The organism is Actinosynnema sp. NPDC050801 (assembly GCF_040673975.1).
Taxonomy (GTDB): Bacteria; Actinomycetota; Actinomycetes; order Mycobacteriales; family Pseudonocardiaceae; genus Actinosynnema.
The window spans coordinates 230,933-248,918 of the sequence record NZ_JBFAQZ010000007.1 but is presented as its reverse complement, the minus strand read 5'-3'; the positions used below and the strand labels follow the sequence as shown (position 1 = coordinate 248,918).

The following is a 17,986-nucleotide window of genomic DNA, read 5'->3' as shown; positions in this document are numbered from 1 at the left end:
CGCGAGTCCCACGTCCGCGTCGCGCGTGTCCTACGTTCAGAACGCGCGTGTCCTACGTCCAGGACCCCTGAGTTCAACGCTCAGAACGGCGCGCGGGCCGTTCAGTCGAGCAGCTCCTCCAGGAAGCTGCGCTTGCGGCGCGGGTAGTGCGGGTCGTGGTACCCGACCGGGTAGGCGACCGGCGGCGCGGCGGGCGCGGTGCCGGGAGGCGGCTGGTACGGCGGCGGTGGCTGGTACGGCGGCGGCGCGCCCGCGGGCTGCGTGCCGGCGAACGGCGCGGCGGGCGGCGGCTGGTAGGGCGGCGGCGGACCGGCGGCGGGCGCGGGCGGTGTGGTGGACGGCGTGGACGGCGTGACCTCAGTCGGTGCGCCCCCGGTCGGCGCGCCCTCGGTCGGCGGACCCCCGGTCGGGTCGGCTTCGTCCACGGGCAGGGTGCCCTCGATCGGCACGGACGCCGTCGGATCGGCAACCGGCACGGAAGCAGGCACGGGAGCAGGCACGGACGCGGGAGCAGGCACGGGAGCGTGCACGGCCATCGGCACGGGCATGGGCGCGGGCACCGGAACGGACGGCGGCACGCCCTCCGGCCGGTAGGGCTGCGCGTAGTGCGCCCGCTCGGCGGCGATGATCTGCTCCAACTCGCCGCCGTCCAGGAAGACGCCCTTGCAGTTCTCGCACTGCTCGACGTGCACGGCACCGCGGCTGATGGTCCGCATCAGGTCCTGGCATTTCGGACAGATCACGTACCCGAGGGTACGCACGACACAGGGGTGACCGCGCCAACACCATCCGTGATGGGTCAGTCATGATGCGGTGGTGTCCAGATTCCGCCAGCGGGCCGTGCTCACGGGGTGCGTGCTGGCCGCCGTGCTCGCCGCGGCCGGCCTGTTCGTCACCGACTACGGCATCGACCCCGAACTGTGGTTGACCGGCCTCGCCCTCGCCTTCCTGGCGCTGCTCGCCGCGCTGGACCCGTGGCTGCACCGCAAACGCGCCGCGGGCCTCGCCACCGACGACAACCTCGACGCCGCCGCGAGCGCCCTGGCCCGTGCCCTGCACGCCCAGTGGAACGAGGAGTGCCACGCCCGCGGCCTGCACGACAACGTCCTCGACCTGCACTGGAGCGCGGTCGACGGCGAGCCCGGGCACAGCGACGCGGTCGTGCGCACGTTCCTGCGCAACCCGCGCGTGGTGTTCCTCGGCGAACCCGGCTCGGGCAAGAGCACGACGGCAATGATGCTGACCATCGGCCTGCTTGACCGCCACGTGGACGGCCCGGTGCCGGTGCTGCTGCCGCTGTCCACCTGGAACCCGGAGGCGGAGGACGTCCGCACCTGGATGACCCGGCGGCTCTACGAGGACCACCCGGCGCTGCGCAACACCGAGCTGTACGGCAGCTACGCGGCGGACCTGCTGGTCGAGCAGCGCCGCGTGTTCCCCGTCCTCGACGGCCTGGACCAGATCCCGGCCGAGCGGCGCGCCGACGCGCTGGACCGCATCAACCGCGCGTTCCCCGGCTCGCAGCCGCTGGTGCTGACCAGCCGGGTCGACGAGTTCGTCGAGGTGGGCGCACGGGTGGCGGGCGCGCAGGTCGTCGAGTTCCAGCCGTTGGACCTGGAGGAGGTGGCGGGCTACCTGAGGTCGGTGTCCGACCCGGTGACCGCCGCCCGCTGGGAGCCGATCTTCCTGCACCTGCGCGACGAGCCGGACGGACGGCTGGCCGAGGCGCTGTCCACGCCGCTCGCGGTGTGGCTGGCGGGCGTGGTCTACGGGTACGGCGAGCCGAGCGAGCTGCTGGACCGCGCCCGGTTCCCCGACCGCCCCGCCATCGAGGACCACCTGGTGGACCTGCTGGTCAACGGCGCGTTCGGCGACCGCGGCGTGGCGCACCAGGCCCGGGCGAGCCAGGTCTGGCCGCGGGAGAAGGCGGCCCGCTGGCTCGCGTTCCTGGCCACCGAGATGCGTCGGCGCGGCGTGCGCGAACTGGGGTGGTGGGAGCTGCGCCGTTCGGTCGGCAGCACGTGGCTCGCGCTGCTCGGCGCGGTCGCCCTCGGCCTGATCGGCGGGTTCGGCGTGGCCTGGCTGATGGCCTACGCGAGCACGCCGGAGCTGGCACCGATCACCGGCCTGGCCGCCGGTCTCGCGGTGGCGGTGGCGGCGCTGTACGCCTCCGGGCACCGCGTGCCGAAGCCGCGGCTGGGCGTGTGGCGCAGCCTCGTGGTGGTCAGCGGCGTGCTCGGCACGGCGGCGGGTCTGGTGTTCGGCGCGCTGTACGGGCTGTCCGCGGGCCTGGTGGTGGGCCTGGGCATCGCGGTGGCGGTGGCGTTGCGGTTCGGGCTGGGCAGCACCGCGGAGCTGAGCCACCCGTCGAGCCCGCGGTGGACGATGGCGCGCGACCGGATCGCGGTGTGGACCGGGTCGCTGGTGCTGGCCGTGGTGTTCGGCGCGGCGGCCGGGCTGGTGTTCGGACCGACCCAGTCGGGCATGGTCGGGCTCGGCCTGGCGTGCGGGCTCATGCTCGGCTTCACGCTGTCGGTGCTGCACCTGCGCTGGTGGTGGTTCACCGTGGCGCGGATCTGGCTGGCGGCGCGCGGCAAGCTGCCGTGGGAGTTGATGGTGTTCCTGGAGGACGCGCGCAAGCTCGGCGTGCTGCGCCAGGCGGGCGCCGCCTACCAGTTCCGGCACGCGCTGGTGCAGGACCGGTTGGCGGGCGACCGCCCGTCCCAGGTGAGGTCAGACGCCGAGCTGGCGTAGCCGCACGATCGCCTCGTCCAGCACCTCGTCGCGCTTGCAGAACGCGAACCGCACCAGGTGCCGCCACTGGTCGGGGTGGTCGGTGAACACCTGCACCGGCACGGCCGCCACGCCGATCCGGCCCGGCAGCTCGCGGCACAGCTGCGCGCCGTCGGTGAACCCGAGCGGGCGGACGTCGGCGGTGATGAAGTACGTGCCCTCGCTCGGCCGCACCGCGAACCCGGCCTCGGTCAGGCCGTCGGCTAGCCGCGACCGCTTGTCCTGCAACGACGTGCGCAGGTCCTCGACCCACCCCAGCTCGTGCCGCAAGGCGTGCGCCACGGCGGGCTGGAACGGCGCGCCGCCCACGAAGGTCAGGAACTGCTTGGCCGCGCGCACCGCGCCGATCAGCTCGGCCGGCCCGCACGCCCACCCGATCTTCCAGCCCGTGCAGTTGAACGACTTGCCCGCGCCCGAGATCGTGACGGTCCGCTCGGCCATGCCGGGGAACGTGGCCAGCGGCACGTGCGCGAGGCCGTCGAACACCAGGTGCTCGTACACCTCGTCGGTGATCGCCACGATGTCGTGCTCGACGCACAGCGCGGCGACGGCGGCCAGCTCGTCGCGGTTGAGCACGGTGCCGGTCGGGTTGTGCGGCGAGTTGAGCAGCAACGCCCTGGTCCGCGGGCCGACGGCGGCGCGCAGCGCGTCCACGTCCAGCCCGAGCCGCCCGGTGCCCGGCTCCTCGACCAGCCCGACCGTGCGGCGGGTCGCCCCGGCCAACGCCACCGACGCCGCGTAGGAGTCGTAGTAGGGCTCGACGAGCACCACCTCGTCACCGGGCTCCACCAGGGCCAGCAACGCGGCCGCGATGGCCTCCGTGGCGCCCACCGTCACCAGGACCTCGGTGTCGGGGTCGTAGTGCGTGCCGTAGCGCGCGCGGTGCTCGGAGATCGCCTGGCGCAGCTCCGGCATCCCGGGGCCGGGTGGGTACTGGTTGAGCCCGGCGTCGATGGAGGCCTTGGCGACCTCCAGCATCCCGGTCGGGCCGTCGGTGTCCGGGAACCCCTGCCCGAGGTTCACCGCCCCCGTCCGGTTCGCCAACGCCGTCATCTCGGCGAAGATCGTCGAGGTGAACGGCCTCATCCTGGGGACTAGCGCTGGTACCCGCACAACGCCGAATCTTCACGGACAATGGCGGCGTGGAGCAACTGACCCCCGCTGACCAGCTCAAGCGCCAGGGCCTGCGCCGGATGAAGCTCGTGGCGACCGGGTTCTTCCTGGCCGCGACCGCGATCTTCCTGGTGGCCCTGCTGGTGGAGGACGGCGGCCCGGCCTGGGTCGGGTACGTCCGCGCCGCGGCCGAGGCGGGCATGGTCGGCGCGTTGGCCGACTGGTTCGCCGTGACCGCGCTGTTCCGCAGGCCGCTGGGCCTGCCGATCCCGCACACCGCGATCATCCCGACCCGCAAGGACACCTTCGGCGACGCGCTGGGGTCGTTCGTCGGGACGAACTTCCTGTCCGAGGCGGTGGTGCGGGACAAGCTGCGCCGGGCGGGCATCGGCCGGCGGCTCGGCGAGTGGCTCGCGCAGCCGGAGCACGCCGAGCGGGTCACGTCGGAGCTGTCCAACGTGGTGCGCGGCGCGGTGACCGTGCTGCGTGACGACGACGTGCAGGCCGTGGTCGAGCAGGCGCTGGTGCGGCGGTTGGTCGACCAGCCGTGGGGCCCGCCGCTGGGCAAGCTGCTCGGTCAGGTGCTCACCGACGGCGCGCACCACAAGCTCGTGGACCTGGTGTGCGACCGGGCCTACGACTGGGTGCGGGACAACTACGACAAGGTGATGGGCGTGGTGTCGGACCGGGCGCCGTCGTGGTCGCCGAAGTTCGTGGACTCGATGCTCGGCGACAAGGTCTACACCGAGCTGCTGAACTTCGCGTGGGCGGTGAAGACCGACGTCAACCACCCGATGCGGTTGGCGGTGGACCAGTTCCTGATCGAGTTCGCCGGCGACCTGCGCACCGACCCGGCGACCATGCAGCGGGCCGAGCAGGTCAAGCAGCAGCTCGTGACGCACCCGGACGTGCAGCGGCTCATCGGGTCGGCCTGGGGCACGGCGAAGAAGATGCTGCTCGACGCGGCCGAGGACCCGTCGTCGGAGCTGCGCAAGCGGGTGCGCGAGGGCTTGATCTCGTTCGGCACGCGGATGGTGGGCGACGAGTCGATGCGCGCCAAGGTCGACGGGTGGCTCGAAGGTGCGGCCGGGTACGTGGTGAGCAACTACCGCGACGAGATCACCACGTTGATCACCGACACGGTCGAGCGCTGGGACGCCGAGGAGACCTCGCGCAAGATCGAACTGCAGGTCGGTCGCGACCTGCAGTTCATCCGCATCAACGGCACGGTCGTGGGCGCGCTCGCGGGCCTGGTGATCTACACCGTGAGCCAGCTGGTGACCTGAGCGTTCGGGCTCAGGTCACGCTCAGCGCGCGTCGTTCCCGCCAGTTGCGCGCCTTCTCCCGGTTGCCGCACGTCTGCATCGAGCACCAGGTGCGCGAGCGGTTGCGCGAGCGGTCGAAGAACGCCCACCGGCAGTCGTCCGCCTGGCAGATCTTGAACCGCTCCCACGACCCGAGCACCGCGAGCCGGGCCGCCGCGCCGAGCACCGCGCCGAGCGCGTCGGTGCTGGACATCGTCGGCACGCCGTGGCTCAGGTCGACGCGGACCAGGCCCGCGGCGGGGGTGGGATCGGGGCCGTCGTGCCGTTCACCCAGCGATGCCCGCAGCGACGCCCGGGCGGCGCGGACCTCTTGCGGATCACCCGCCCGGCCCAGGCCGCGCTCGGTGACCCACGCGCGCCAAGCGGCGGCGCTGTCCAAGACGTCCGTGCCGAGTTCGAGGTCTCGGGTGTTCAGGAAAGCGAGCAGCAGCTCCACATCGTGTTCCGCATCGCCGGCTCGACCCTGCGTGAAAGCCGCGTGGTCCCAGCCGGCCGCCAGACCAGTCACCCCTCCACTGTAGGCGTCGGAGCCAAGCGATGTGGCGAAGTAACCGTCGAAGAACCGTGATCGGTTAGGCCTACTGCCCGTTCGGACCAGCGGCTCCACTACGCCGATCAGGCTATGAACCGTGTGTATACATCGTGTGTATAGTGCCTGGCATGTCGATCGGACACACCTTGCTGGGCCTGTTGGAAAAAGGTCCGCGGCACGGATACGACCTCAAGAAGGCCTACGACGAGCGCTTCGGGCAAGACCGGCCGCTGCACTACGGGCAGGTCTACACCACGCTCTCGCGCCTGCTCCGCAACGGACTGGTCCAGGAGGCGGGCGTCGAGGCGGGCGACGGTCCCGAGCGCAAGCGGTACGCGATCACGGACGCGGGCGTGACGGACGTGGAGCACTGGCTGGGCACGCCGGAGAAGCCGGAGCCCTACCTGCAGAACACGCTCTACGCGAAGGTCGTGCTCGCCCTGCTGTCCGGTCGCAGCGCCGACGACGTGCTCGACGTCCAGCGCGCCGCCCACCTGCGCACGATGCGCGAGCTGACCAAGCGCAAGGCGGACGGCGACCTCGCCGACCAGCTGATCTGCGACCACGCCCTGTTCCACCTCGAAGCCGACCTGCGCTGGCTGGAGCTCACCGCCGCGCGCCTCGGCCGACTCAAGACGGCGGTGACCCGATGAGCAGTGACCTGACGACCGAGGCGGACGCGGGGCAGCCCCTGCTGGAGGCCCTCGACCTGCACAAGTCGTTCGGCCCGACGCCCGCGTTGGACGGCGCCGGCCTGAGCGTGCGCGCGGGCGAGGTGGTGGCAGTGATGGGGCCGTCCGGCTCGGGCAAGTCGACGCTGCTGCACTGCCTGGCCGGCATCCTCACGCCTGACCGCGGCACGGTGCGCTACCGCGACGTGGAGCTCAGCGCGATGGGCGACGGCGCGCGCAGCGAGTTGCGGCGCACCGACTTCGGCTTCGTGTTCCAGTTCGGCCAGTTGGTGCCCGAGCTGAGCTGCCTGGAGAACGTGGCGCTGCCGTTGCGGCTCGGCTCGGTCAAGCGCAAGGACGCCGAGGCCCGGGCCCGCGAGTGGCTGGACCGGCTGGAGGTGGCCGACGTGGCGGACAAGCGCCCCGGCGAGACCTCCGGTGGCCAGGGCCAGCGGGTCGCCGTGGCACGCGCCCTGGTGACCGGCCCGCGGGTGGTGTTCGCCGACGAGCCGACCGGCGCGCTCGACTCGCTCAACGGCGAGCGCGTGATGCAGTTGCTCGTCACCGCGGCGAAGGAGGCGAACGCGGCGGTGGTGCTGGTGACGCACGAACCGCGGGTTGCGGCCTACTCCGACCGCGAGGTCGTGGTCCGCGACGGCCGGTCCCGCGAGATGGAGCCGGTCACGTGAGGCGGTGGTTCTCCGACCTGGCACTGGGTGTGCGGCTGGCGGTCGGCGGCGGCCGCACGTCGTGGGTCCGGCTCGCGTTGACCGGCGCGGGCATCGGCCTCGGTGTGGCCGTGCTGCTCGCCGCGTCGTCGATGACCTCGGTGCTGTCCGAACGCGCCGATCGGCAGGCCGGCGCCGAGCCCGTCACCGGCGAGTCGACCTCGGGCGACGTGCTGTACTCCACCTTCTGGAACACCGAGTACCGCGGCGAGTCGATCACCGGCCGGTTCGTCAAGCCGAGCGGTCCGGGCGCACCGGTGCCACCGGGCATGTCGAGGGTGCCCGGCGACGGCGAGATCGTGGTGTCGCCCGCGATGGCGGAGCTGCTGGCCGCGCCGGAGGGCGAGCTGCTCCGGGACCGGTTCCCGCAGCGGGTGGTCGGCACGATCGGCCAGGCCGGGCTGAACGCGCCGCACGACCTGAAGTTCTACGCCGGTGACGCGACCGTGGAGGAGGACGCCGCCAGCGCGATCACCCGGTTCGGCGGCGAGCGCCAGGACCGCACCCTCGACCCGCTCCTGTCCTTGCTGATCATGGTCGGCGTGATCGCGCTGCTGTTCCCGGTGCTGGTGTTCGTGGGCATCACCACCCGGTTGGCGGGCGCCGAGCGCGACCGCAGGCTGGCGGCGCTGCGGCTGGTCGGCGCCGGCGCGCAACGGGTGCGCCGGATCGCGGCCGGCGAGGCGTTGCTCGGCGCGGCCGTCGGCCTGGTCGTCGGCGCGGCGCTGTTCTTCGCCGCACGGCAGTTCGTGAAGGACATCCAGCTGCTCGGGCTCAGCGTGTTCGTCAGCGACCTGACCCCGTCGCCGGCGCTCGCGGTGCTGATCGTGGTGCTGGTGCCGGTCATGGCGGTGCTGACGTCGGTCGTCGCGATGCGCCGCACGGTGGTCGAGCCGCTGGGCGTGGTGCGCCGGACGAAGCCGGTGCGGCGGGTGCTGTGGTGGCGCACGGTGCCGATCGGGCTCGGCGTGCTGGCGTTGCTGACGCAGGCCGGCGCGTTCGGCGGCGCGGAGATCGACGGGTCGCCCGAGGTCGTGATCGGCGGCATCATCCTGCTGCTGCTGGGCATCCCGGTGCTGCTGCCGTGGGTCGTCGAACGGGCGGTGGGCAGGCTGCGCGGCGGCGCGCCGTCGTGGCAGCTGGCGATCCGCAGGTTGCAGCTGGAGAGCGGCACGGCGGCACGCGTGGTCGGCGGCGTGGCCGTGGTCCTGGCGGGCGGGATCGCGCTGCAGTCGGTGATGGCCAGCGCGCAGAGCCAGGTCATGGAACACCCGACGCCGCAGGCGGACGTGGGCCGCATGGTGGTGAACCTCCAGGCGTCGACGCCCGAGATGACCGCGCAGACCGTGGGCCTGGTGGAACGGTCGGCCGGCGTCGAGAAGGCGCACCCGATGCGGTCGGTGGCGTTCCTGTCGGGCCCGCAGGACTACCACTCGGTGACGGTCGGCACGTGCGAGGCGCTGACCGCGATGGTGGCGCTGCCCAGCTGCCGGGACGGCGACGCGTTCCACCTCGCCGCCGCCTCCTCGCACCGCTCCGGCTACCCGAAGGTCGAGGCGGGCCAACGGGTCGCGGTGTTCGCGAGCTCCTCGGAGCAGGAGCCGAGCCTGGAGTGGACGGTGCCCGCGTTCACCGACGTCGAGGTGCCCGACGACCGTCCCGGGCAGGTGTCGGGACTGCTGGTGACGCCGTCGTTGGTCGAGGACCTGCCGGCCGGGGCAGGCGACACCAGGGTGCTCGTGAAGGTGGACGAGACCCAGCCGGACGTCGCCGACCACGTCCGCAACGCCCTGGCACCGCTGACGTGGCGCACCTACGTGTCGTACTTCGGCCAGGTCGACGTGGCCCAGCGGGTGCAGGAGTTCCAGAGCATCCGGCAGGCGCTGCTGGCCGGTTCGCTGATCACGTTGCTGCTGGCGGGCGCCAGCCTGCTGGTGCTGGCGCTGGAGCAGGTCCGCGAACGCAGGCGGCCGCTGGCCGTGCTGGCGGCGAGCGGCGTCCCGCGCGGCGCGCTGAGCCGGTCGCTGCTCTGGCAGAACGCCGTGCCGCTGCTGCTGGCGCTGGTCGTGGCCGTGACCGTGGGCGGCGGGCTGGCGGTCCTGCTGCTGCGGATCATCTCCCGGCCGGTCGTGCTCGACTGGCCGGGGATCGGCCTGCTCAGCGCTGCCGCCGCCCTGATGGTCGTGGTCGTGACCCTGCTGTCGCTGCCGTCCCTGCGGCGGGCCACCGGCGCCCTCGGTCTGCGTTCGGAGTAGGTCCGAGGCGGGCGTCGCCGCCCCTCGAAGCCCCCAAGCCCGGGGCGGCGACGCCATCTCACTCGGCACGCCGAAGCCACGTCCGGGCGCTCCGAGACGTCTGAGGAGATGTGACCCCATTTCCCCACCACCCCCACCACGTCCCCGCGCGGGGCGGCCGGAGCACGCGGGACGCGCTCCGATGAGGTGGGCCGCCGACCTGGTCCTCGGCATCCGACTGGCCGTCGGGGGCAGCCGGACGTCGTGGGCCAGGTTGGCGCTCACCGCCGCCGGCGTGGGCCTCGGCGTCACCGTCCTGCTGCTGGCCGCCTCCATCGGCCCCGCCCGGGAAGCGAAGTCCCAACGCGTGCAGGCCGCGTCCCTCGACTCGGCGACAGCGAACGCGACCCTGAAAGCACGCCACGTCAGCGTTTCCTGGCAGGGGCGCCGCATCACCGGCGTGGAACTGGCCGCCACCACCCCGGACGCCCCCGCGCCACCCGGCGTCGGCCGCATACCCGGACCGGGCGAACTGGTCGTCTCACCCGAGCTGTTCGACCTGATGCGCACCGAGGACTCGGTCCGCGCCCGCTTCCCGGAACGCGTCATCGGCGTGATCGCGGACGCGGGCCTGCCCAGGCCGAAGTCCCTGATCTTCTACGCGGGCCTGCCCGACGCCCACCTCGACGACGCCTACCAGGCCGCCGGCTTCGGCAGCGACCAACCGCCGTCGACCCTGCTGCCGGTCTACCGGCTGCTCATGGTGGCCGCGATCAGCGCCCTGCTCGTCCCGCTCGGCATCTTCATCCTGGTCGCCACCCGCCTCGGCGCCACCGGTCGGGCCCAACGCCTGGCCGCGATCCGACTGGTGGGCGCGTCCCGCCGGCAGATCCGCTGGATCGCGAGCGGCGAGACGTTGACCGGCGCGGTGCTCGGGCTGTTCGTCGGCGAGGCGCTGTTCTTCGCCGCACGACCGCTCGCCCGGTTCATCGAGGTCGAAGGCGTCGGCTTCTTCCCCACCGACCTGCTGCCCGACCCGCTGCTCGGCGCCCTGATCGCGCTGGGCGTGCCGGTGGTCGCGGTGGTGTCCGCCCTGCTCGCGCTGCGCACCGAGGACGTCGGCCCGCTCGGGCTGTCCCGCGCGGTCGAACTGCCGCGGCACCGCGCGTGGTGGCGGTTCGGGCTGATCGGCGCCGGCGCCGTGCTGATCGTGGTGATCTCCGCGATCGGCGGCTACTGGCAGGTGATGGCCGACGCGCGCCTGGCCGTCGGGCTCGGGCTGGGCATCGCGCTGGTCCTGGCGGGCACCGGCGCGGTGCTGCCGTGGCTGGTCGGCCAGGTCGCCCACCGCCTCGAACCCGACGGCGTCGCACCGCTGCTGGCCCTGCGCACCCTCCGCTTCGACGCGGGCACGCCCCGCGTGCTGGCCGGCGTCGTGGTCGTGCTGACCGGTTCGCTGACGTTGCAGGTGCTGCTCGGCGTGGCGGCCCAGTTCACCACCGCGCAGCCGTCGGACACGCCCGACCGCTGGGTGCTCGACCTGCCCCCCGACACCGAGGTCCGACCGCTGGAGGAGGCGATCGCCCTGGTCGGCGGGGTGCGCGAGGTCAGCGAGGTGCGCATGCACGGCACCAGGGACACCCTCATCACCAGCACCGACTGCGCCGAGATCGCCGAACGCCTGGAGGTGACCGACTGCGTCGACGGAGCCGCTTACCTGGTCGGTGCCGGGCCGGAGCCGGGCACGGAGCTCCTCGTCGAGGGGCGGCCGTGGGTCGTGCCGCAGTACCGGGCGGTGGCCGGCCGGGACGACCTGTCCGGCCTCGTCGTGGCGGGCGGGGCCGATCCGGTGCTGGCCGCCGTGCCGCCGACCGAGCTCGTCGTGCGCGGCGACCCGGACGAGTCCTTCGGCGACCGCCTGCTGGCCGCCATCGGACGCGCCGACCGGGGAGTGACGCTGCGCCGGCAGGCCGAGGCCGGGCAGGTCGAGCTGTTCACGTCCCTGCGCAGCGGTGTCATCGGCGGGTCGGTGCTGCTCACCCTGCTGGCCGTGATCGGGCTCGCGGCGGCGGCCGTGGACCAGGTCTTCGAACGCCGCCGGCCCACCGCCGTGCTGGCCGCGAACGGCGTGCCGCCGAAGGTGCTGGCGGTGTCCGCGCTGTGGCAGTCGGCGGTGCCCGCGGCGGTGGGCATCGGCCTGGCCATCCCGATCGGCCTGGGCACCGCGTGGCTCGTGGCACCCGCCGGGCGGTTCCGGGTCGACTGGTCCGAGATCGCCACGACGGTCGCCGCCGCGGCGGTCGTCGTGCTCGTGGTGGCGCTGTGCACGTTGCCCGCGCTGCGTTCGGCGATCCGGCCGGCGAGCCTGCGAACCGAGTAGCGACGCACGGGAAGCGGCGCCGGTTCCCCCGACCACACCATCGGGCGGCACCGGTATCCCCAGGTCAGACCGGGTGCTCTCAAGGAGCATGCATGATCGGACGAACACTGAGCTGCTGACCCTCGCCCGCCGCGGTGACGCCGCGGCGTGGCACGAGGTAGTCCGCCGGTACGCGCGCCTGGTCTGGGCGGTGCCGCGGTCGCACCGGCTGGGACCGGACGACGCGGCCGACGTCTGCCAGGCCACCTGGCTGGCGCTGGCCGAGAACCTGTCCCGCATCCGCCACCCGGAGCGGCTGGGCGCGTGGCTGGTCACGACCACCCGGCGCGAGACGCTGACCGTGCTGCGGCTGCGCGGCCGGGAAGCGCCGCTGGACCTGTGGGAAGCGCCCGACGACGGACCGACGCCGGAGGACGTGGCGGTCGCGCGTGACGCCGGGCTGTGGCGGGCGTACGCCACGTTGACCGACCGCTGCCGGGAGATCCTGCGGCTGGCCGCGTTCGCGCCGGAGCTGTCGTTCACGCAGGTCGCCGAGGCCGTCGGGGTGCCGGTGAACAGCCTGGGCGCCACCCGCGGCCGGTGCCTGGCCGTGCTGCGCCGCCGCCTCGGCGTGGAGGTGGCCCGGTGACCGACGACCGGGAACTGCTCGACGCCCTGGCCCACCTGGTGGACGACCTCGACCCGACACCCGAGGCGCTCGCCGTCCGGGCGCATGCCGCGCTGGTCGAACGCACCGACGCGGCCGCGCTGCGGCTGCTGTCCGACTCGGTCCGCGTCGACCCGCCCGGCATGCGCGGTCGCGGCGGCACGCGCCGGGTCACCTTCACCGGCCTCGACCTGCGGCTCGACCACCTCGCGGGCGGTCTGCACGTCACCGGGCTGACGCGTGCCGGTGTCGTCGCGGTGGCGCGCTGGCCGGGAGGTCAGGTGACGGCGGCGGTGGACGAGGCGGGCTGGTTCCACGTGGAGCGGGTGCCGTTCGGGCCGGTCCGGTTCGTGCTGCGGGGCACGAGCCGCGACCAGGCCACGCCGTGGTTCGTCGCATGACGCCCCGCCGGACGGCGCCGCGCGACCGCATGACACCCCGGGGCCGCATCACGTCCGACCGTTCGCTGGCCCTGGTCAGACGCGCGGAAGCCCTGCTGGACACCGGTCTCGTGCGGGAGGCCGACGTGCTCCTGCGGCCCGCGGTGGGCTCACGGCTGCCCGAAGCGCTGCTGCTCGCCGCGCGGTGTGCGTTGCGGCACGGCGACTTCCCCGCCGCACGGGCGTTGGCCGCCGAGGCGGAGGACCTGTTCCTCGGCGTGAACCGGCCGTCGTCGGTGCCGGCCGCCCGCGCGGTGGCCCTGCTCGCCGGTGCTCCCGGTTCGCCGATCGAGGTGGCCGACGCGTGCGACCGGCACGGCTTCCCCGACGACGCGGCCGAGCTGCGGCTCCGGCACGCGCCCGAGCAGGCGGCCGCGCGCCGCGACCGGGGGACGTCCCGGTCCAGGGCCATCGGCTGGCTGGCCCGCGCCCGACTCGCGCCGACCCGACGTGACGCCGTGGCCGCGTGCCGGGCAGGGCTGGCCCGACACGACCCCGACACCCGTGGAGACCTGGTGGACATCGCCCTCGACCATGCCCTGACCAGCTCGGACGCCCGATCGGCGTGGCGTTGGAACGAACGCAGGCCCGCCGATCCGACGCAGCCGGCGCCCGAGGTCGCGCGGGCGCGGGCCGAGCTGCGCCTCGCCCGCGTGCAGGGCGACCGGGACCGGATCGCACGGCTGGAACGCGAGCTCCACGGGCTCGCGCGCTCGACACCGGCCTCCGGCCGACCGGCCGTGGCGCTGAACGACGTGGTGGACGCGCTGGGCGACCGGGCGCTGCTGGTCTTCATCAGCCACCGCGAGCGGTTGTTCGCGGTGTCCGTGGTCGGTCGCCGGGTCAGGCTCCACGACTTCGGCGAGGCCCGGACCGCCGCACGGCACGTCCGCTCGCTGTCGCTGGCCGACGCGCCGCACGCGGTGGCCGACCTGGACCGCCTGTTGCGGCCGGCCGGCGACCGTCCGCTGGTGGTCGTGCCGAGCCCGGAACTGGCGCGGATGCCGTGGGCCGCGCTGCCGTCCGGGCGCGGTCGGGCGATCTCGGTGGCGCCGTCGGCGAGTTGCTGGCACCGGGCCGACACCCGGCCGTTGGCGCTGGCGGACCGCCTCTGGGTGGCCGGGCCGTCGCTGCTGCACGCGCACCGGGAGGTCGAGGCGTTGCGCGAGGCGCACGGTGGGCGGATCCGTTCCACCGTGGGCGGGGCGTTGCGGGGAATGGTGGACGCGGATGTCGCGCACATCGCCGCTCACGGTGTTCGACAAGGCCGGGAAAACGAATTGTTCTCGTATCTGCAATTGGGGGACGGGCCGCTGCACGGGTATGAACTCGACGATTTGACGCGGGTGCCTTCGGTGGTGGTGCTCTCGGCGTGCGAATCGGGGTTGGCGAGCGTGTTGCTGCGGCGCGGTGCGCGGGTGGTCGTGGAGAGCGTGCGCGCGGTGCCGGACGACCGGGTGGTCGACCTGATGGTGGACCTGCACGCGAACCTGGAACAGCCCGCGCAAGCGCTTGCGGACGCACAGGCCCGGCACGGTGACCTGGGCTTCGTCTGCGTGGGCTCGGGATGACCGGGTACCCGCGTCACCCATCGAGGGACGCTCGAACGGGTTACATAGACCTTTGGGGCCAAAGCCGCCGGGTCAGACGTCCACACCGGACGCCGAGCCCGCGTCCACAACGGACAATCAGGCCCATCACACCATCAGGTGGACACGACGGACTGTGTTCGGAGACCGTGTGGACAACACGGACAGCCGCACGGCACCGCCCTTCCGAGTGGGTTCCGGCGGAGAACGTTCGAAAATGCGGATACCAGTGCTAGACATAGCAGAACGTCGCCCTCGAACGGTCCGTCCCGTTCGCCTTACCCGGAACGGTGGTGATCCACGGTGGCAAGTCCCTTCGCGACGCCGCGCGGCGGATCGCTGCTGCTCCGGACACTCGCCGTGGGCGGGTTGGCAACGGCGGCGTGGTTGGTGTGCGCAGGTGTGGCGTCGGCGGCCGAAGACCACCCGGACGAGTTGGCGCAGACGCTCGACACGGTGAACGTGACGCTCGGCGAGCAGGAGGCGACCACCGCCGACCTGCTCGCCGACGCGGTGCCACAGCGCGTGGTCCCGTTCCTGTCCATCACCACCGCGCCTCAGCCGTCCGGGTCACCGCTGATCGGGTCACCGTCGATCGGCTCGCCGTCGGTCTCGGTGATCGAGGTGTTCGCGGTGGACTTCACCGCCACCGGGGTGCTCACCCGCCCGTCGACCGCCATGCCCGACCCGAGCGGCGACCGCTACCCGTTCCCGGACGTCTCGTACTCGGGCCCCTACTCGTCCGCGGACCCCTACTCGGGCACGGACGCCTACTCGGGCTCCGATGGCTACGGCAGCTACGGCTACTCGGCCGGCTACAGCCACTCGGGCACGGTGTCCAACACCATGCCCACCCCGATGTACGAGGCGAAGGTGGCCGCGAAGGCCGCCGCCCGCGCGGCCGCCCAGTCTCCCGCACCCGCGGTGCCGCCGGCACCGGTCGAGGTGGCCCCGGCGCGGGTGGACGTGCTGCCGTTCGCGCCCAGGCCGACCCAGGCTTCGCCCGCCGCCTCCCAGATCACCCCGAACACCGAGGTGGTCTGGGAGGTGCCGGGTCCGAGCGCCCCCGCGCCGACGCCGAAGCAGGCGCCCGCGCCCAGCGCGCCGACGGCGTCCTCGGGCAGCGCGGACAGCGGCGGTGGCCACCGAGGTGGCCTGCTCGCGTCGCTGACCGGCCAGTCGAACCCGAAGCCGCTGACCGCGTGGTCGGCCGAGCGAGGGGACGACGGACGGTCCCCAGGCAGCATTCCAGGGCTGCCCAGCACGTCACCCGACTGAGTCGGACAGGATCCGTGTGCCCTGAGCACGCGCGATTGCACACCGTCTGACCAGGTCGTTTCTCGTTTCTCGCACGTCACTCCCGCATTCCCGCACGACCCCAGGACTCCCGTCCTGCCAACCGCGCCCTGGCAGGAACGGGCAAGGTCCCGTCGCCGCGCTGCCCCCGCGAGCGTTGGGACCGCACGGGAACCTGCGGCAGGGGACGCCAATCCCTGGAGCGTCCCCGCCGCAGGTCCACGTACAGCCGTCGGGGTGCCCGGCTCAACGAGGGGCTGCGCCGGCCCCCGACGGCCTCGGTCACACAATCGGGTGATCATCGCCCGAATATGTACGGAAACACCGTTACCGCCACTCGGTTAAACGAAGAGGACCGCCGCCAACCACCCCCCACGTCCCCAACCACCCACCCCAACGCCAGCACCCCACCCCGCCGCACCGTCGGCACCTCACCCCAGCCCGCCCCGCCGCTGGCACCCAACCCCACCGCCCGCACCTCCCCCCGCCCCGCCGCCGGCACTCCGCCCCGCCGCCGGAACCCCAACCCCAGCGCTGGCATCTCACCTCCAGCCCGCCCTCATCGGCCCGCCGCCCTCACCCGGCCCGCCGCCCTCGCCCCGCCCCGGCCCGCCGCCCTGACCCCGGGTCCGCCGCCTCGCCCCGTTCCGGCCCCGGCCCCCAGCTCCGGCCCGCCGCCTTCACCCTGACCCTCAGCCCCGGCCTGACATCGGGACGGGACCGACCCGGGACCGGCTGAACGGTCAGGCGACCGGCACGTCGAGATCGGCCGCGTCGGACATCCCGCTACCTGCCACCGACGCCGCGACGAGCCCCAGCCGACGAGCCGCGTCGCGGAGGACGTCGGCCGGCTGGACGAACGGCAGGCGCAGCCAACGCTCGAAGCCGCCGTGGACGCCGAAGCGGGAACCCGGCGCCAGGCGGATGCCGTGGTTCTGCGCCACCACCGCGATGCGGGTGCTCACCGGCGCATCCAGCTCGCACCACAGGCTGAGCCCACCACCGGGCCGGCGGAAGCGCCAAGTCGGGCAGTGCTCGCGCAGGCCCTCGACGAGCACGTCGCGTTGCGCCGCCAGCTGCGCCCGCCGTTCGCGCAGCGCCGGATCGGGGTCGGCCAGGAGTTCGGCCAGGACCAGCTGCTCGACCACCGCGGAGCCGAGGTCGAGCGCGGTGCGGGTGGAGATCAGGCGGTGGACCACCTCGGGTGACGCGCGGATCCAGCCGACCCTCAGGCCGCCCCAGTGGGACTTGCTGGCCGAGCCCAGGGTGACGACCAGGTCGTCGGCGAACTTCGCCACCGGCGGCGGGCCGTCGAGGGGGTCGCCGTCCAGGTCCAGCTCCACCACCGTTTCGTCCACCACCAGCGGTGTGCGGGCGCGGCGGGCCGTGTCGGCCAGTTCGGCGCGACCCTCGGCGTCGAGGCGGTGCGCGGTGGGGTTGTGGAAGTCCACGACCACGTACGCCATGCGCGGTGCGGCTTGGCGCATCGCCGCGGCGATTCCGGGCAGGTCCCAGCCGGTGTCGGTCATCGCGACCGGCACCGGGATCGCGGAGACGGCCTTGATCGCGTCCAGGGCGTTCGGGTAGCTGGGCTGCTCCACCAGCACCCGGTCACCCGGACCGGTGAACAGGCGCAGGGTCAACGCGAGGGCGTGCTGGGCGCCGCTGGTGATCACGATCTGGTCCGGTGACGTCGGCAGACCCCGCGCCGCGTACCGTTCCGCGATGCGTTTCCGCAGTTCAGGCAGGCCGTGCTCGTAGTAACCGTGATCGGCGAGGTGCTCCGGCAGGTACCGCCGCACCTGGTCGAACGCCGCCAGCACACCGGGCAGCGCGGGCGGTGCGGCGCGGGCGAAGTCGACCATGCTGTGCCCCACCAGCGGCGTGTCCGGGGCCACGCCCATCATCCCCGTGGGCAGGCTGATCCACGTTCCGGCCCCGCGCCGGCTGGCGACCAGCCCTTCCGAACGCAGCTGGTCCAACGCCGCGGTGATCATCGTGCGGCTCACCGGCAGCACCTCGGCCAGCTCGCGCTCCGCGGGCAACCGGGTGCCGGCGGGCAACCGGCCGTCGAGCACCAGCATCCGGATCGCCGCGGCCAGGTCCGCCGAGCCGTGACGTGCGCCACGACGGCGCCACTCGCCGAGCAATCGGGCCAGGCGGAAGCCCGATATGCGTCCACCCGGTGGGACGTCAAGGTTCATAAGGCCAATTATTGCCGATTGGACCTGGAATACAA

14 protein-coding genes are annotated in these 17,986 nt (G+C 73.5%); 10 read left to right on the top strand and 4 right to left on the bottom strand.

The window, feature by feature from the left end; genetic code table 11:
* Positions 1-101 precede the first annotated feature (101 nt).
* Positions 102-743: a zf-TFIIB domain-containing protein gene (locus tag AB0K14_RS18440; protein ID WP_360452573.1), complete on the bottom strand. Its 642-nt coding sequence runs from the start codon at positions 741-743 to the stop codon at positions 102-104.
* Positions 744-816: 73 nt separating this feature from the next.
* On the opposite strand from AB0K14_RS18440, the gene AB0K14_RS18435 reads away from it, so the two are divergent.
* On the top strand, positions 817-2,754 hold the full coding sequence (locus AB0K14_RS18435) for an NACHT domain-containing protein (RefSeq protein ID WP_360452571.1): 1,938 nt from the start codon (positions 817-819) through the stop codon (positions 2,752-2,754).
* Here the strand turns inward: AB0K14_RS18435 and AB0K14_RS18430 are convergent.
* The gene (locus tag AB0K14_RS18430; protein ID WP_360452569.1) at positions 2,734-3,906 is read right to left on the bottom strand and encodes a pyridoxal phosphate-dependent aminotransferase; all 1,173 of its coding nucleotides are present in this window, start codon (positions 3,904-3,906) and stop codon (positions 2,734-2,736) included. The two genes, AB0K14_RS18435 and AB0K14_RS18430, sit on opposite strands and share 21 nt — an antisense overlap.
* Positions 3,907-3,986: 80 nt before the next feature.
* On the opposite strand from AB0K14_RS18430, the gene AB0K14_RS18425 reads away from it, so the two are divergent.
* Positions 3,987-5,192, top strand: coding sequence for a DUF445 domain-containing protein (locus AB0K14_RS18425; RefSeq protein ID WP_360452857.1), 1,206 nt, complete (start codon positions 3,987-3,989; stop codon positions 5,190-5,192).
* A 10-nt stretch (positions 5,193-5,202) separates the two neighbouring features.
* On the opposite strand, the gene AB0K14_RS18420 is transcribed toward AB0K14_RS18425, so the two are convergent.
* Positions 5,203-5,739, bottom strand: a complete 537-nt coding sequence (locus AB0K14_RS18420) for a CGNR zinc finger domain-containing protein (protein ID WP_360452567.1) — start codon at positions 5,737-5,739, stop codon at positions 5,203-5,205.
* A gap of 152 nt (positions 5,740-5,891) precedes the next feature.
* Between AB0K14_RS18420 and AB0K14_RS18415 the strand changes: the two genes are divergently transcribed.
* The 8 genes from AB0K14_RS18415 (at position 5,892) to AB0K14_RS18380 (ending at position 15,729) form a co-directional block, all read left to right on the top strand.
* Entirely contained in the window at positions 5,892-6,416 is a 525-nt protein-coding gene (locus tag AB0K14_RS18415; protein ID WP_360452565.1) for a PadR family transcriptional regulator, read from the top strand.
* On the top strand, positions 6,413-7,123 hold the full coding sequence (locus tag AB0K14_RS18410; protein WP_360452563.1) for an ABC transporter ATP-binding protein: 711 nt from the start codon (positions 6,413-6,415) through the stop codon (positions 7,121-7,123). Before AB0K14_RS18415 ends, AB0K14_RS18410 begins: the two co-directional genes overlap by 4 nt.
* Positions 7,120-9,417, top strand: coding sequence for an FtsX-like permease family protein (locus AB0K14_RS18405; protein WP_360452561.1), 2,298 nt, complete (start codon positions 7,120-7,122; stop codon positions 9,415-9,417). Before AB0K14_RS18410 ends, AB0K14_RS18405 begins: the two co-directional genes overlap by 4 nt.
* Positions 9,418-9,598: 181 nt before the next feature.
* Positions 9,599-11,776 carry an FtsX-like permease family protein gene (locus tag AB0K14_RS18400; protein ID WP_360452560.1) on the top strand — a complete coding sequence of 726 codons (2,178 nt, stop codon included), beginning with the start codon at positions 9,599-9,601 and terminating at the stop codon, positions 11,774-11,776.
* An 88-nt stretch (positions 11,777-11,864) separates the two neighbouring features.
* Positions 11,865-12,404: a sigma-70 family RNA polymerase sigma factor gene (locus AB0K14_RS18395; RefSeq protein WP_360452558.1), complete on the top strand. Its 540-nt coding sequence runs from the start codon at positions 11,865-11,867 to the stop codon at positions 12,402-12,404.
* Positions 12,401-12,823 (top strand): hypothetical protein, encoded by a 423-nt coding sequence (locus AB0K14_RS18390; protein WP_360452556.1) that lies wholly within the window; start codon positions 12,401-12,403, stop codon positions 12,821-12,823. The genes AB0K14_RS18395 and AB0K14_RS18390 overlap by 4 nt, the downstream gene beginning before the upstream one ends.
* Positions 12,820-14,433 (top strand): CHAT domain-containing protein, encoded by a 1,614-nt coding sequence (locus AB0K14_RS18385; protein ID WP_360452554.1) that lies wholly within the window; start codon positions 12,820-12,822, stop codon positions 14,431-14,433. Before AB0K14_RS18390 ends, AB0K14_RS18385 begins: the two co-directional genes overlap by 4 nt.
* A 321-nt stretch (positions 14,434-14,754) precedes the next feature.
* The gene (locus AB0K14_RS18380) at positions 14,755-15,729 is read left to right on the top strand and encodes a hypothetical protein (protein WP_360452552.1); all 975 of its coding nucleotides are present in this window, start codon (positions 14,755-14,757) and stop codon (positions 15,727-15,729) included.
* A gap of 761 nt (positions 15,730-16,490) precedes the next feature.
* Here AB0K14_RS18380 and AB0K14_RS18375 read toward each other — a convergent pair.
* Entirely contained in the window at positions 16,491-17,951 is a 1,461-nt protein-coding gene (locus AB0K14_RS18375) for a PLP-dependent aminotransferase family protein (RefSeq protein ID WP_360452550.1), read from the bottom strand.
* Positions 17,952-17,986: the final 35 nt, after the last annotated feature.

What these genes read in the sequence shown, in the direction of transcription:
- AB0K14_RS18425 (WP_360452857.1), top strand. Translation starts at nt 3,987, where the DNA reads ATGAAGCTCGTGGCGACCGGGTTCTTCCTGGCCGCGACCGCGATCTTC.
- AB0K14_RS18415 (WP_360452565.1), top strand. Translation starts at nt 5,892, where the DNA reads ATGTCGATCGGACACACCTTGCTGGGCCTGTTGGAAAAAGGTCCGCGG.
- AB0K14_RS18410 (WP_360452563.1), top strand. Translation starts at nt 6,413, where the DNA reads ATGAGCAGTGACCTGACGACCGAGGCGGACGCGGGGCAGCCCCTGCTG.
- AB0K14_RS18400 (WP_360452560.1), top strand. Translation starts at nt 9,599, where the DNA reads ATGAGGTGGGCCGCCGACCTGGTCCTCGGCATCCGACTGGCCGTCGGG.
- AB0K14_RS18395 (WP_360452558.1), top strand. Translation starts at nt 11,865, where the DNA reads ATGCATGATCGGACGAACACTGAGCTGCTGACCCTCGCCCGCCGCGGT.
- AB0K14_RS18385 (WP_360452554.1), top strand. Translation starts at nt 12,820, where the DNA reads ATGACGCCCCGCCGGACGGCGCCGCGCGACCGCATGACACCCCGGGGC.
- AB0K14_RS18375 (WP_360452550.1), bottom strand. Translation starts at nt 17,951, where the DNA reads ATGAACCTTGACGTCCCACCGGGTGGACGCATATCGGGCTTCCGCCTG.